The sequence below is a fragment of the Paenibacillus sp. 598K genome (genome assembly GCF_003851045.1).
Taxonomy (GTDB): Bacteria; Bacillota; Bacilli; order Paenibacillales; family Paenibacillaceae; genus Paenibacillus_D.
The window spans coordinates 142,907-157,082 of sequence record NZ_BFBX01000001.1 but is presented as its reverse complement, the minus strand read 5'-3'; the positions used below and the strand labels follow the sequence as shown (position 1 = coordinate 157,082).

Here is a 14,176-nt window from a genome sequence, read left to right as displayed (position 1 = left end):
CGTCGGTATCGCCCTGGCCGAGCAGCACGGCCGCCATCTCCCGCAGCGGGATCGCGACCGCGCCGAGCGCCAGATTGAGCAAAGCCAGAAGCAGTAGCGCTCCGAGCAGCAGCAGCACAATCAGCCGCTGCCGACGCTTATCCCTCAGGCGTACGGCGGTCACGGCCAGGCCATCGGGACCGATGGCCGAGCTTCCGGCGGTCTGCTCTGATCTCATGACCCAACCCCCTTCCTGCGTGCCAGATAGATGAAGTAGGGCGTCCCGAGCAGCGCCGTTACGATACCGACCGGCGTCTCGCCGGGGTAGCTGATCATCCGCGATCCGACATCCGCCAGCGTCAGTAACAGCGCTCCGAGCAGGCCGCTGACCGGGATGACTCTGCGATAGTCGAGACCGACCAGATATCGCGCCATATGCGGTACGATCAGCCCGACGAAGCCGATCGGCCCGGCGATCGATACCGATACACCGGCCAGGATAACGACCGCGACCAGCACTCCGACCCTCAGCAGCTTCACACGCTGGCCCAGCCCTCGAGCCAGCTCATCGCCGAGCCCCATCACCGACAGCGAGCGGCTCAGCCAGAGACTGCCGAGCAGACCGATCAGACTCCAGCTTGCCAGCACAGACACCTCGTACCATCGATTGCCGACGACCGAGCCGGCCAGCCAGAACAGCAGCATATCGGTTTTGCTCTCGTTGAACAGCAGCAACGCCTGCGTCCCCACGGCCAGGAAGGTCTGGGCGGTGACGCCGATCAACGCCATATTCAACTCGATCTTGCCCCAGCGTATCATATGACTGACCGCATAGACGAGCACGGCAGTCGCGAACGCCCCCGCGAACGCGCCATAGACGCGCCAGGCGGCGGAGAGGCCGGGCAGCAGCAGGGTCATGCTGACGACAGCCAGCGCTGCGCCGGCGTTGAGGCCAAAAATGCTCGGCGATGCGAGCGGATTGCGCGTCATCGCCTGCATCAGCGCGCCAGCAATGCCGAGATTGGCACCGATCAGCACGGTGACCAGCATACGCGGCAGCCGCAGCGTCGTCAGGATGAGCTGTGCCTTGCTAGACGCTGGCTCGACGAAGGCTGCGTATACCTCGCGCAGGGAATAGATGGTCGAGCCGTAGACGATCGACAGCAACGCGACAACCACGAGCAACGCGCCTCCTGCGAGCAGGATCGGCCACAGCTTCCGTTGACCGCTACCGCCCGGTTGGCGAGCGTCGGCTTGCGAGGCATGATTCATCGACTTGCGCACTCCTTATCCTTAGTTACTTGTCAGGGCTTGATCTGCGACGTGAAGGCCTGCAGCTCCTCGAGGACAACCTGGGCCCCCGGGATGCTCCGGTTAAACGACCATTTGCTATGTCGCACCGTGAACATTTGATCGTCTTGCACCGCCTTCAATTGCAAGAATAGCGGGTCCTTAAGCCACTGCTCGAGAAACTCCTCATTGGAAACGAATATGACGTCGGGGTCGATCTCGAGCAACTGCTCGATGCTCGCTTTCATCGCCGTCTCATCGGGCGCGCTCGCCTCCAGCGCATAAGTCAGGCCAGCCTGCTCCAGCATATTCGGCTGGAAAAATAGATTGGTCCGCAGGTTGAGCGCCTTATCCCCGAGACTGACGAACAGATATCGCTTGTCCTTGGGCAGTGCGGCAACAGTCTCTGTCAGCAATGCCTTATGGGCCTCTACCAAGGCGGCGGCCTGGTCGGATTTGCCCAGCGCTTCGCCGATCACCAGATGGTTGTTCAGCGTATCGTCATAGTTCGCCTTCGTATCCGGCAGCAGGATCGTCGGCGCGATATCTGTCAAGGCGGCGTAGACCTCGCTGTGGCGAGCATAATCGCCGATGATCAGATCCGGCTTCAGCGTCCGGATCACTTCCAGATTGGGCTGCTGTCTGGTGCCGACCGACGTGTAGTCGCCCATCGCTGTCAGATAGTCCAGCTCCTTGAGCGTCTCCTGTTTGCCATCATCGGCGAACCCTACGGGCTGTTCCCCGAGCGACAGTACCGAAGCCAGCAGCCCATACTCCATTACCACGATGCGCGACGGCGTGCCGACGAGCTTTGTTTCGCCCGCCAGATGGCGGACCGCCCGCTCGCCTGCCTGGTCAGCGCCGGCATTGGTTTCTTGATTGGTTTCTGCCGCTTCGCTATCGCCTCCCGTTTGGGAAGATGTATTTTGCCCCGCCCCCTCAGCTTCTGGACCGACAGGCGCAGGCGAACCGCAGCCAGCAACCCCGATCAACACGACGATCATCCATACGAGCAACAGACTTCCTTTACGTTTCATGCTTATGTACACCCTTTTCTATGAGATTGATAATCTTTATCATTAGTGAATTATAGAGTACCTGCGTTGAGTCGTCCATGACTTCTTTATCCTTATTTGGCATGGATTATTTTGCAGCATGGCCTCCGAACAACGTCACCGCCTGCTCCAATTGCCACTCCAGCGATAACGGCGCATACACCATCCAGCGATGCCAATCCAGCAACGCGTACCGCTCATCCCGCACTGCAGGATGCCGCCGCCATGCGACCGTCTCCTGCAGCCGCCGCCTCGTCTCGGCCTCGCCTTGCTCGGATGCGGTGACAAAAGCGATGTAGTCGGCCTCCACCTCATCCAGCCGCTCCGGGTCCAGCTCCAGCCAGGTGAACTCCGTACCGGGCGCATAATCGGCCATCGCGCTGCGCACCTGCTCGGGCGGCTGAAATCCTAGCGAGCGGTAGAATACATGACCGATATTCCGCGCCCCGTACAATCGCCAGCCTCTGGCATGCAGCACACAGATCGCCAGCGTGGCGCCGATCTGCTCTTCGGGCAAGGCTGCGCGGGCCTCCTGCTCCTGCAAGGCGTAGCGCTCCCTCCATTGTGCCAGCTCGCGATGCCGTCCGAGGGCATGGGCCAGTTGCTCCTGCAAGCCATACACATCGCAGCTGCGCCAAGAGAACGAGAGCACCGGAGCGAGATCCCCGAGATGACGGCGGGCCTGTCGGACGACATTATCCTTGCAGACGATCAGCTCTGGCGCGCAGTCGACGAATACATTGCGGCTGATCTCCCACGAGTCCTTCTCATGATAAGGCAAAGGCAGCATCGGCAGGCTGTCCTGGAGCGAAGCCGTCACTTGGGCCGCGCGCGGGACCAGTCCAAGCGACAGCAGTTGCTCGGTATATGGATACGAGAGCGAGACGATCGATGTCGCTTCCGTAACCTCCAGCCGATAATGCGTTGGAGCTACCCCGTGCTGCTTTTTGAACCTGCGGCTAAAGTAAAACTCGTCATGGAAGCCGCAGCTTTGCGCGACCTCGCGCATGTTGGTCCAGTTGCCCTTGATGAGCAGCTCCTTGGCCCGATTGGTACGCATCTGGGTCATGTAGGCAACGGGCGACTTGTCGTATAGCTGACGGAACCGACGGGAAAAGGATGACAGCCGCATGCCAGCCCGTTCGCTGAGCTGCTCAATCGTCACTTCCTCATGACAGTGATCAGTCGCATACATGATGGCCTCCAGCATCCGTTCATCGGTCGGCGCCTCCTCCCGGGGTTGCTCCTCTGTCAGCAGCAGCTCTAATAGCTTCAGCATCCTTTGGCATTGCACCAGCTTGTGTGATGTATTCATCTGCTCATCTCTCGAAGCGTAGAGCTGCAAGACGAGCCGCTTCAGCGCATCCGTCCGCCAGCCGATCGGGCCGCAGACCGCTAGTTCATCCGAACGTTCATAGTACAGCCCGTCCATCGCCGTATCTGCCGGTGGTCGACTGCTACTATAGAGGTGAAAGTCTGTCACGTAGGCTTCGATTGGCTTTTGCGGCGGTCGCTGCGACTCCAGCTTCATGCCTGGCTTCAGCAGATAGAGTCCCGGAGAACGCACCACAACCGGCTGACCGCCGACGAGGAACTGCGCCTTTCCCTGTCTCACCAGCAGCAGCCGGTAGCAGGTCAGCTCCACCAGATCTTGTCCGTGATGGGGAAATGCAGCTACTTTGTCGACCGCGATCAGCTGCGGCAGCCACGCCCTCTCCCCTAGGCTATCTATTGAATGATTCATGTTGTCCACTCCCTGGTGATAATTATTCTCAATCCAGTATAGCCGATAATGCCGGTGAAAGGAAACAAGAAATCTACGAGGCTACAAGCTGCGCCGTAGCGATAAAAAAGCAAATGCCCCCTGCACGGCAGCCGGTCGGCTCTGTAGGGGGCGATTCAACGCTATACACTTCTCTTGGCGATATCGCAACGACCTGTGCGATGGGGCGCCGCATTGGAGGTTGCTATTCGATCACCTTGAAGTGCGGCTCATTGCCCTCCAGTTTAGCGAGCTGTGCAGCATAGGCTTGTTCGGCTTCTGCTACGGTGAGGACGCGACTATCGGTAAGCAGCGTATAAAAGTTGCTCAGCATTTGACGGGATATGAGGTAAGGAATCTGTTGACTGGTGATCATCATCCGTTGCCCGTCCAGTAGCATCGATGCAAGTCTTTTGGCCTGCACCAGTTGGAGCTGCACGCCGTTTCCGTCGAAGACAAAGTAGATTTCCTTGCCCTCGCCGAACTCTGCATACTTGACCGTTGCTCCATCAGCGAGCCGCTGCTGCATTTGCTTCATACTGTATCCCGGGATGGGATCGTTCCATAGCAGCCAGTCGGCGTAATACGCGGTATCGACATCCTTGGTTTGCAGCGTTTCCCATGTCGCTCCAGCATCCAGACTTCGCCAGATCACATCGTCCTGATCGACACGAAGGAGCATATCCTTGTCGAGATAGATTGCCTGGTAGCTCGAGTCCGCTAGCCTCTCCATCTGCAACGGAACATCTCTCTGGCTGAAGCTGATATCGATTGGCATCGACGCGTCGGGTATCGGTTTCGAGCTTTTAGCTAACTGGGCTAGCCTATCCGAATAGATATACGGCTCGCTCGTCGCCATGTCGTTGTCGGCTACTGCCTTGCTCGCATGGATCGGGAGCATGGCCCATACCGCAATACCAGCCGCTATCGTCGCTCCTGCCAGCAGAGCCGAGGTTATCGAGCGCTTCTTCAGGTTCATAATGGCAATAATCCTTTCTTCGATCGGTTTTTGGGCCAAGGAATTGACCAGTGACGGCCCGCGACTTTTCTCCTCCCATTGCAAGAGAGTCAGCGCATACGTTGACCTGTGTTCCATACCAGCTGCTCGAACCACTGCTTCATCGCAGGACAGCTCGAGATCCCGGTTCGCCAGTCGGTACATCACCCACACGAGCGGATTGAACCAATGTACGCACAGGGCGAGAGCTAACAGCCATTTGACCAGTACGTCAAAGCGGCGGATGTGGGTATACTCATGCCCTAATATAAACGCAAGCTGCTGCTCGTCGGCGTCGGCAATCGACTTGGGCAAGAGCACTACCGGGCTCAGCAGCCCGTAGGTAAGCGGAGTCGCGATGACATCCGACTGTCGAACCTGGACGGCACGCCGCAGCGGATGACTCTGCTGCCAGCGGCGAATCGCCTCCCGTTCGAGAGGCAGCGACATCCTGTAGCTACGACGGCTGCGCAGATGCGGGATGATGAACGATAGCAGGCTAAGGAGGAAGCCGACCAACCAGATCACCAGGAGCGGAGATAGCCATTGCGTCGGCGGGGCACTCCGATCCTGTGCGGTCAGCGGCTCCAGCGCGATCGACGGCGTGGCGATCGCCCCCTCTTGAGCAGTCGAAGCGCCAGGCGTGACGATGCGCTCTACTTGCTCGGCCAACGGAATGCTCCACCCATCCAATGAAGGGAAGGCGTAGAGCGATGTTGGGAGCGATAACGGAACGAACAGCCGGATCAACACAACGCCCCAGAGAATAACGAAGACGAGCTTTGGCAGCTTGTGCAAAAACATCGCGCGCATGGCGATTATGATCAGGATGAAGCAGGCTGCAGAAAGGCTCATCTCCAGCAGCGACATGTCCATCTTCATCGCATACGCTCGATGAGTTGCTTGAGCCGCTCGATCTCCTCGGGCGACAGCTGCTTGTGTCCGAGCAACGAAGCGACCAGCCTGTCCGGCGCGCCCTGGTACAGCTTGTTGATCAGCTCCGTCGTCTCCTGCTCCTGGATCTCCTCGCGCGTCACCAGCGGATAGCAGACGAAATTGGGCTCTCGCCGCTCGATTGCGCCCTTGGCCAGGCATTTTTTAATGACGGTGTAGGTCGTCGTTTTGCTCCAGCCGACTTTTTGCTTGGTCATCTCGGCTAGCCGTTTGGCCGTCGTGGCTCCTTCTTCCCATAAAATGTTCATCACATGAAGCTCGCTGTCATACAGTTTCATCCTCGCCCTCCGTTCTACTGCAATAGAATCAACAAGTCCATTCTATTGCAGTAGAATATTTTTGTCAACCGCTCGCCTGTCGCCAGATGAATCTCAACGCTTGCCCCCATCAAAAAACACGCCTAAAAGCGAGCCCACTCTCGGCCTCGCTCCCTCAGGTGTCGAGATGCGCTGCAAGGGAAGATGACCGCTAAGTCTCTGCATTTTCTCCTCTTCTCCTTCCCACCATCGGGTAGATACGGCAGCAGGCGCGATGCAGTTCACCCGGATCTCCGGGGCCAGCGCATGGGCCAGCGATTTGGTCAGCCCGTGAGCCGCCGCCTTGGAGACGGCATAGGGCAGCGAGGAGCCTGAACCGGTAATGCCGGCTATGCTCCCGACATTGAGAATCGAGCCAATCTTGTTCTCCTTCATATAGGGAGCGACCGCACGCGCACAGTAGAACATCCCTTTCAGATTGACATCCAGCAAGGTGTCCCATATCTCGTCTGTGACGGCATCGAGATCGGATAATGCGATCTGTTTGGTGATGCTTGCGTTATTGACCAGATAATGAATCGTGCCGAAGCGGGAAGCTGCTTGTTCAACCATCTTGCGAACCTCTGTCTCTTGCGAGACATCGGCCTTCAGGAGCATGACTTCTGCACCCATGTCTTCAAGCTCGCTGGCCGTACTCATCGCATCCTGCTCGGATCGGTTATAATTCAGACCAATCCTCGCGCCATTCCGGGCTAGCTTGATACAGGTCGCCCTGCCAATCCCCGTGCCTCCGCCAGTCACCAGAACGACCTTGTCCTTCAGTTCCATCTCCATTCTCCCTCTCTCTTCTATTTCATCTCCGCTGTGCGATAACGCAACGACAAGCGGCGATCTCCCCGAGGTGCTCCGACGAACCAAGGATAGATTATCCCGCAGTTGGTCGGGGTATGCCCTCGGATAAAAGTGTTGGCGCCGGGAAACATTATAGGCAATCTGTTGCCGGAGGTGTACGCGCTTGTGGTATGTGGCCAGCTTTGCCCTGTTGTTTGCGGGGTTGACTTGCATCAATGTCATTTTTGCGTATCAGGGCAAGCATATCGATCCGCATTTCTGGACGACCGTCAAATTTCAGCTGCTCCTGCTGCCCCTGATTTTCGCAGCTAATCTCTGTATCGGCTATGGCGTCAAGCTCGGGCTGAAGGCGACCCATCAACTGGGCTATGTACTTATCACCGCCAAATGCATCGAGGTACTGATCTCGGTCGGCGTAGGCTACTGGTTCATGAAGGAGATGCCTACTTGCAAAACCTGGGTCGGACTACTTGTCATCGCTCTAGGCGTCATCCTCGTCAAGCAGAAATAGCGTTGATCCAGCACCTCCCGACGCATCTACTAACAGGTTGACGCAATGGCCATAGCCAACTACGCCTCCTGCCGCTCTCTTGCCCGATCACGCGTCGAGCGGCCCGATCACCGAGCCCAATCCATAAGCCTCGAGCGGCTGCTCGGGCTCCAGATCCAGCGCCAGCCTCGCCAGCTGGCCGCCGAGCCACGGGCCGACCGTAAGACCGCTCGAACCGAGGCCGTTGGCGGCGAGCAAGCCGGCCCAGCCCGGGACTCGTCCCAGCACCGGCAGGTAGCCGGGCGCATGCGGCCGGAAGCCGACCCTTACCTCCAGCAGCTCCGCCTCTCGCAGCCCCTCCGCGACCTCGATGCCTCTGCTCAGCACCTCATGGACGCCGCCCGCGGTGACGCGCGTATCATACCCGTCGATGTCGTCCTCGTGCGTAGCGCCGATGACGATCCGCCCCTCCTCGAACGCCAACACGTACTGCGTCGACGGCGGCATGACGACCGGCCAGTCGCCGGTCTCCATCTGCTGCGGCAGCTGCAGATGAACGATCTGCGCCTTTTGGTAGCTCACCGAAAAGCGCAGTCCGAGCGGCTCCAGGAGCGAGGCCGCCCAAGCGCCAGCGCAGACGATCACCTCATCGGCCTCATAGCGGACATCGTCTATGCGGACGCCAGTGACGCGCCCAGCTATTACAGACTCGCGCGCTCTATCCCCATCATAGATATCGGCCACTCGCCCTCCGTCGCGCTGCGTCGCTGCACGGTCGGCAGGCTGTCGCGCCCCGTCGGCGACAGCCTCCGGCAGCAGCACCGCATCGCCCGTCAGCTGTCGCGCGCCGTGGCGCACCGCCGAGCGTAGCAGCGCATCGCGCAAGGCGCGGCCGTCGACACGCGCAGCGCCGCTCACCGCGAGCGCCTCGTACCCTGCGCTCAGCAGCGGGAAGCGCTCGCGCGTCTGCGCCTCGTCCAGTCGGGCGAGCTCGCCGATCTCCGGCGCCTCCTCTCGCCGCTGCCGCGCCCGCTCCTCCTGCGCCGCCAACCGCTGCCCGTCGGTATGCAGGCTAAGCGCGCCGACCCGGGCATAGCCCGTCTGCGTCTCGCCCTCCGCCTCCAGCTCGGCGATCAGCTCAGGATAATAGCGTGCGCCAGCCGTCGCCAGTCGATACCAGTCGCGGTTGCGCCGCTGCGAGAGCCACGGGCAGATGATGCCCGCTGCCGCCTGCGTCGCCTGTCCGGCGTCCTGACGGTCGACGATCAGCACGTCGGCTCCCAGTCTGGCGAGCCGATAGGCGGTCGAAGCGCCGAGGATGCCCGCTCCGACTACGATACATTTCTTCATCACATGTCTTCCTCTCTATTCATTAACCGGCAGCTGTTTCGTGAAGAACAGGTTCAGATCGTCATCGACGCGTACCATCTCGCCTGGCTCAACCAGTCGGCCCTCGTACGAGACCCCTAGTCCATCCGGCAGATATCCTCTACGACAGTACAAACGCTGAGCTGCGCCATAGCTGGCAAACAAGCCTACGCCAATGCCGATTGACGACCCAGACCGGGCCGCGATCGTCTCGAACTCTGCCAGCAATCGATCGGCGATGCCCTGACGCCGGTAGGCAGGGAACACATTCAAGTCATTGATCTCGGGGATGCCTTGCTCTGCGAACGGTGGATACTCCGAACGATACTTCAGATGCGCGCAGCCCGCGAGCCGCCCCTCCACCAGCGCGAGCAAGGTGACGCGTTCTCCGGTATGGTTCTCCTCCAGACAACGGGTGTAATATTCATCCGGTCGATGATACTCATGGACGCGAAATGCCTCCCGCCACAGCTCGACCAAGAGCGGCGAATTTAAGCTTCTGATCTCCAATCTAACGCCCCTTTTCTATTAAACGTCTCAGAAAACCAACCTCAGCGCGATATAGCCGAGCAGACCAACGACAAAGACGATGATAAATGCCACTCCGAAATAATACCACCATGGCTGCTCGGCCCTGTCTCGTGTCTGCTGCTGCAATTCGTCCAGCTTGAGTTCGATCCGATCTATTCTCGCTTGCAGCGGCTCGCGCGATTCCTCGTCGTTATGCACGAGTACACCCCCTATCAGATTACAAGTGACGCTAAGATAGCTCCGTCCTCGCTAGGTCTAGGTATGTGTGTATTTGTCGCATCAGTTGCTTACCCTTCAGCGTCCGCTGCCAAGGCCTGCTCGAACAACAGCTCATAATATGCCTCTGTGTTCGGCGTCAGATCTTGCAGGCCGATGCTACGACGATCCTCGCTCCGGACTCCTGTAGTCTCATCAATCCGTATGCCCTCAATCCATGCCTCCTTGATCTCGCTCGCCGTTAGCTGCCGGAAGTCATCCAGCCCGATGTAGTAGAGCCCCGAAATCTCCTCCTCCTGGAACCGGTAGGCGGCGAGCGGCTGGGTCGACGCATACAGGAACACATGGTTGAATTCCCGGTCGATCAGGTCGGCGGCGATGATACTCTGCTGCGGCACGACGCCGCAATAGCGCAGCTCCTCGAATCGTACGGCCAAACCCAGCTCCTCCTCCAGCTCGCGCACGCCGTCCCGGACGCTCTCGCCCGCGAGCAGATGACCGGCGGACGATACGTCCAGCTTGCCGGGGAAGGTATCTTTGTCCCGATGTCGCAGCTGCAGCAGGACATGCTTGGTCTGCGGCTCGATGACCCAGCAGTGGAACGTCTGATGCCATAGCCCCTTCGCATGCGCCTCGGCGCGGCTCGCCGTGCCGATCCAGGTCTGATCCGGGTTGAAAATATCCAATATTTCATGGCTTGCCATCGTTGTCGACTCCTCTTTGTTTCGTCTGTTCGCATTGGTAAGCCTCTACATAGGCGAGCGCCTCCGCTTGATCGCTGACGACCGCGCGCTTGTCGGCGCAGCGCTCGGTCAGCTCCATAACGATGGCATACCCTTCGCGGTCGTAGTCGCGATTCCATACTCGCAGCATCCGGATCAGGTCGGAGAACGTCTGTCGATAAGGCGACGCCTCCAGGCCGAGCCGCGTCCGCACGAACCGGCGGAAGACCCGGAAGTCGCGGAGCAGACGATGCGGTTGCAGGATGAGGATGACGTCGGCCAGCTCCAGACTCTCGCGCCCCCACGTATGCTGCGCGCCTTCGATGATCCATTTGTCTGCGGAGACGATCTCCTGCAGCAAGCGGTCCCGCTCCTCGACAGCCCGCCTCCGGCTGGGCCCCTCGCTCCGATCCCATGTCAGATTGTCCAGCTCATAATACGGCACATCATACGTTTGCGACAACGTCCGCGCGAGCGTCGTTTTGCCGCTGCCACAGGCGCCGACGATACGAATTTTCATTCCATGACTCTCCTTGCAGGTCCAACTTGCTCCTTACTGTATTCTGGATCGTACCACCAATCTCCTCTGTTAGTCGGATGTACCAAGGCACTGTAGCGAACGTTGCATTGTCATTTTTTGAAACTTTCAGCGCCCCAGAGCGTCAAACATATAGGTGCATATACGAAGTTAGGGGGAAATACAAGGTGTCCAAAGAGAAAAAGAAACGCCGGTTTATAAAAAGTCGCCGGTTTTGGGGAGTCCTCGCGCTCCTTGCGCTTTTGATCTGGTTGAACAACACGAGTCTTTTTTACGCGGGCGATCAAGGCTTCAAGCTGTTGGCCCATCGCGGACTTGCCCAAACGTATGATGCGGCCAATACGGACTGGAGTACCAATACAGCAGCTATCATACATGAACCGGAGCATGACTACCTCGAAAACACGATTGCTTCGATGCAAATCGCCTTTGATTACGGAGCGGATGTCGTGGAATTTGATGTCAAGCTGTCCGCGGACAAAATCCTGGCTGTCTTTCACGACTCTCCGATCTCTTACCGCACAGATAGAGAAGGCGAGGTTGGGGATTACACGATGGAAGAGCTGAGACAGATGGATATCGGGTATGGCTATACTGCCGATGGTGGAAAGACGTTCCCGTTCCGGGGCAAAGGCGTGGGCCTGATGCCGACCATAGACGAGGTTTTTGACGCCTTCCCCGACAAAGAGCTGCTAATTCATGTCAAGGACGGAAACGTCGAAACCTATGAGGTGCTCTGGTCAAAGTTACGCTCCTTGCCCCAAGAACGGCTGGCTCAACTTACCGTCTATGGCGATGACGAGGGCATCGCCTATCTGAGAGAGCAGAGCCCGTCTCTGCGTCTGCTGTCCATGGCCATGATGAAAAAAGCGCTTCTTCAATACGAATTGATCGGCTTCACGGGATATGTCCCGAAAGCCCTGCATAATATGGAGCTGCACCTCCCCCTCAAGTACGCCCGGGCGCTGTGGGGCTGGCCATATAAATTCAACAAGCGTATGGAGGCCGTCAATACACGCGTAGTAATCGTGGAAGGGAATGGCCAGCTGTCTTCGGGGTTTGACACGGAGGAAAGCGTGGCCTCGATTCCCCGAAAATATGAAGGCTATGTCTGGACCAATCGAATCGATAGATTAGGGTCCCTGACAGATTAAGATCCCGATAACACACCGCTATCCTGAACGTTCAGTACCGCAGAGAATGGCAAAGCCCGGCGCTCGCAAAGCAAGCGTCGGGCTTTTTATGGTCTGCTTTTTACTGTCGGCTAATAAAATCCCCTGCCTACCTCGCAGCGCCGAACACGATGTCCGTGTAGTAATAATGCGGGCCCGGCATCGTCGTCTCGGCCGGAGCAACCGGCAGCACATAGGTTGCGAGCGGCTGGCCACTGCGCTCCACCTCGACCTCCAGATTATAGCGGCCGGCGCGCAAGACCCGCTCGGCCCGCTGCCCCTCCGGCGCCCGATGGTACGCGGGCATGAACTCAGGCACGGTCCGGCAGTCGAAGAGCGTCTCGCCCTCCAGCGTCAGCCGGACCGGGCTGTTCGCCGCAGCGATCAGGCGCACGCACCGCTCGGACGGCACGTCCAGCGTCGTCCGCGCCCGGTAGACGCCGTCCGCCTCGGTCCCGGCGATCCGCTCCCAGTCGATCCGGTTGCCCGCTACGAAGGCTCGCACGCCATCTCCATCTCCCTCGCCCGGTCCCCAGACCGTCCAGGCACTGGCCGCCAGTAGACGCAGCGTCACCGTCTCGACAGACCAGATCGCGCCGTCATGCCGCCTCGTCCAGCGCAGGACGAGGTCGCTGTCGCCACGCATCGTCTCAGACGCCCGGATCGACTGCGCCCAGCTCAGCCGCTCGTCCGGCTGCAGCGTCACCGTCCTGGCGTCCGGACCTTGCCAGTTCTCAGGCAGCTCCAACGCCAGCTCGCCGGTCAGCGTCGTCCGCGAGCGGTTGACGAGCGTCAGACGCAGCGTCTGCTCCTGGCCTGCGCCGATGGCCGGCCCCTGCTCGCCATACTCGACGAGCAACTCGAGCAGCGGCTGCCGCTGCGTACCCTGCGGCAGCAAGTAGCGCGCACTCGTCGCCGAGCGGCTCCATAGCGACTCCAGCCCGGCAATGTCCAGCTCTCGCTCCTCCCAGCGGCTCGGCTGATCGGCGCTGATGACGACGCCTGCATCGCAGTGGGCGAGCACCTGCTTGCCGATCCAGATCGTCCGGCGTGTCAGCTCGTCCAGATCGCGCGGCGCGTCGAAGCCGTTGATCGGCGGGCTGACGACGACCCGGTCGCCGACCGGCCGCACCCACTTGTCCGGCAGTCCCTCCGGCCCGAGCAGCATGCCGAGGATCGCGGCGAGCGTCGCGGCCGTGCAGTCCGTGTCGTAGCCGCAGTTGACCGCCTTCAGGATACAATCCTCAAAGTCGCTGCCATACAGCCAGCCGAGGATCGTAAAGGCGATATTCTGCGGAGCATCTGTGAAGTTGTGATGTCCGTGATGCTCTAGGATAAGCGCCCGGGCCTCGATCCAGTCCTTGCCCTCCTGGTGCCAGCGCAGCAGGTCCGCGAGCGCGCGATAGGTGCGGCTCTCGGTCGGGATACACCGCATACCGATGGCGATCAGCCGGTCGCGATCTTGCTCCACGAAGATCGCGCTCTCGATCGCGGCGAAGAACATCTCCCCGTACACGCCCTCTCCGCCCGCATGGTCGACGATCGCGTCCTCATAGGCGTATCGCGCCGCTTGCTCCGGCAGGCCCGGCGACACCATCGCCCAGATCTCCGAGCGGATCGGCGAGCCCATGCAGTCATTGAACGGGTTGTTGAAGACGCCGCTGAGCGGCGGCAGCAATCCTCGGCGCAGATTGGTGAGCGCGACCCCGTACTCGTCGAACGGGAAGAAGATATGGTCCAGCCATTCCTGCCCCAGCTCGCGCGCCGTCAGTCCGGGGCCGTATTGCTCGAGCGCATGCAGCCAGACGAGCTGCAGGTCGAGGTCGTCGTTTTCCAACGGGCCGTCTGGCAGCTCCGGGTAGTATGTCAGCGACAGCAGTTCCTTGGCTCCCTCGACAGGCGCGCCCAGCGTGCCGCCGATGTTTTTGCCGAGCCAGCCTCCGTATACGATCCGATAGTAGTCTGCTTCATTAATAATATTCACCTTCATCCG

14 protein-coding genes and 1 pseudogene are annotated in these 14,176 nt (G+C 59.6%); 2 read left to right on the top strand and 13 right to left on the bottom strand.

Annotation, left to right across the window (positions count from 1 at the left end):
- The 7 genes and pseudogenes from PA598K_RS00630 to PA598K_RS00600 form a co-directional block, all read right to left on the bottom strand.
- Positions 1–217, bottom strand: a pseudogene (locus PA598K_RS00630) (hypothetical protein); the annotation flags it as partial.
- A complete protein-coding gene (locus PA598K_RS00625; protein WP_128654990.1) occupies positions 214–1,251 on the bottom strand; it encodes a FecCD family ABC transporter permease in 1,038 nt (345 codons plus the stop codon). The gene PA598K_RS00625 and the pseudogene PA598K_RS00630, both read right to left, overlap by 4 nt.
- Positions 1,252–1,283: 32 nt before the next feature.
- Positions 1,284–2,306, bottom strand: a complete 1,023-nt coding sequence (locus tag PA598K_RS00620; RefSeq protein ID WP_128654989.1) for an ABC transporter substrate-binding protein — start codon at positions 2,304–2,306, stop codon at positions 1,284–1,286.
- A gap of 106 nt (positions 2,307–2,412) precedes the next feature.
- Complete coding sequence (locus PA598K_RS00615) at positions 2,413–4,068, bottom strand: helix-turn-helix domain-containing protein (protein ID WP_128654988.1); 1,656 nt, start codon at positions 4,066–4,068, stop codon at positions 2,413–2,415.
- Positions 4,069–4,291: 223 nt separating this feature from the next.
- Positions 4,292–5,965: a M56 family metallopeptidase gene (locus PA598K_RS00610; RefSeq protein WP_128654987.1), complete on the bottom strand. Its 1,674-nt coding sequence runs from the start codon at positions 5,963–5,965 to the stop codon at positions 4,292–4,294.
- On the bottom strand, positions 5,962–6,315 hold the full coding sequence (locus PA598K_RS00605; protein WP_128654986.1) for a BlaI/MecI/CopY family transcriptional regulator: 354 nt from the start codon (positions 6,313–6,315) through the stop codon (positions 5,962–5,964). The genes PA598K_RS00610 and PA598K_RS00605 overlap by 4 nt, the downstream gene beginning before the upstream one ends.
- A 93-nt stretch (positions 6,316–6,408) precedes the next feature.
- Complete coding sequence (locus PA598K_RS00600; RefSeq protein ID WP_128655001.1) at positions 6,409–7,122, bottom strand: SDR family NAD(P)-dependent oxidoreductase; 714 nt, start codon at positions 7,120–7,122, stop codon at positions 6,409–6,411.
- 196 nt (positions 7,123–7,318) lie between these two features.
- Here PA598K_RS00600 and PA598K_RS00595 point away from each other — a divergent pair, with 196 nt between their 5' ends.
- A complete protein-coding gene (locus PA598K_RS00595; RefSeq protein ID WP_376739026.1) occupies positions 7,319–7,657 on the top strand; it encodes a hypothetical protein in 339 nt (112 codons plus the stop codon).
- A gap of 87 nt (positions 7,658–7,744) precedes the next feature.
- Here the strand turns inward: PA598K_RS00595 and PA598K_RS00590 are convergent, their stop codons facing one another.
- The 5 genes from PA598K_RS00590 to PA598K_RS00570 form a co-directional block, all read right to left on the bottom strand.
- Positions 7,745–8,986: an NAD(P)/FAD-dependent oxidoreductase gene (locus PA598K_RS00590; protein ID WP_128654984.1), complete on the bottom strand. Its 1,242-nt coding sequence runs from the start codon at positions 8,984–8,986 to the stop codon at positions 7,745–7,747.
- Between the two features lie 15 nt (positions 8,987–9,001).
- Positions 9,002–9,514, bottom strand: coding sequence for a GNAT family N-acetyltransferase (locus tag PA598K_RS00585; protein ID WP_128654983.1), 513 nt, complete (start codon positions 9,512–9,514; stop codon positions 9,002–9,004).
- 27 nt (positions 9,515–9,541) lie between these two features.
- Positions 9,542–9,733, bottom strand: a complete 192-nt coding sequence (locus tag PA598K_RS00580) for a hypothetical protein (RefSeq protein WP_128654982.1) — start codon at positions 9,731–9,733, stop codon at positions 9,542–9,544.
- A gap of 89 nt (positions 9,734–9,822) precedes the next feature.
- Complete coding sequence (locus PA598K_RS00575) at positions 9,823–10,455, bottom strand: NUDIX hydrolase (RefSeq protein WP_128654981.1); 633 nt, start codon at positions 10,453–10,455, stop codon at positions 9,823–9,825.
- On the bottom strand, positions 10,442–10,993 hold the full coding sequence (locus tag PA598K_RS00570) for an AAA family ATPase (protein WP_185601394.1): 552 nt from the start codon (positions 10,991–10,993) through the stop codon (positions 10,442–10,444). The genes PA598K_RS00575 and PA598K_RS00570 overlap by 14 nt, the downstream gene beginning before the upstream one ends.
- A gap of 185 nt (positions 10,994–11,178) precedes the next feature.
- On the opposite strand from PA598K_RS00570, the gene PA598K_RS00565 reads away from it, so the two are divergent.
- Positions 11,179–12,165, top strand: a complete 987-nt coding sequence (locus tag PA598K_RS00565; RefSeq protein WP_260405203.1) for a glycerophosphodiester phosphodiesterase family protein — start codon at positions 11,179–11,181, stop codon at positions 12,163–12,165.
- 127 nt (positions 12,166–12,292) lie between these two features.
- Here the strand turns inward: PA598K_RS00565 and PA598K_RS00560 are convergent, their stop codons facing one another.
- Positions 12,293–14,173 carry an ADP-ribosylglycohydrolase family protein gene (locus PA598K_RS00560; RefSeq protein WP_128654980.1) on the bottom strand — a complete coding sequence of 627 codons (1,881 nt, stop codon included), beginning with the start codon at positions 14,171–14,173 and terminating at the stop codon, positions 12,293–12,295.
- Positions 14,174–14,176: the final 3 nt, after the last annotated feature.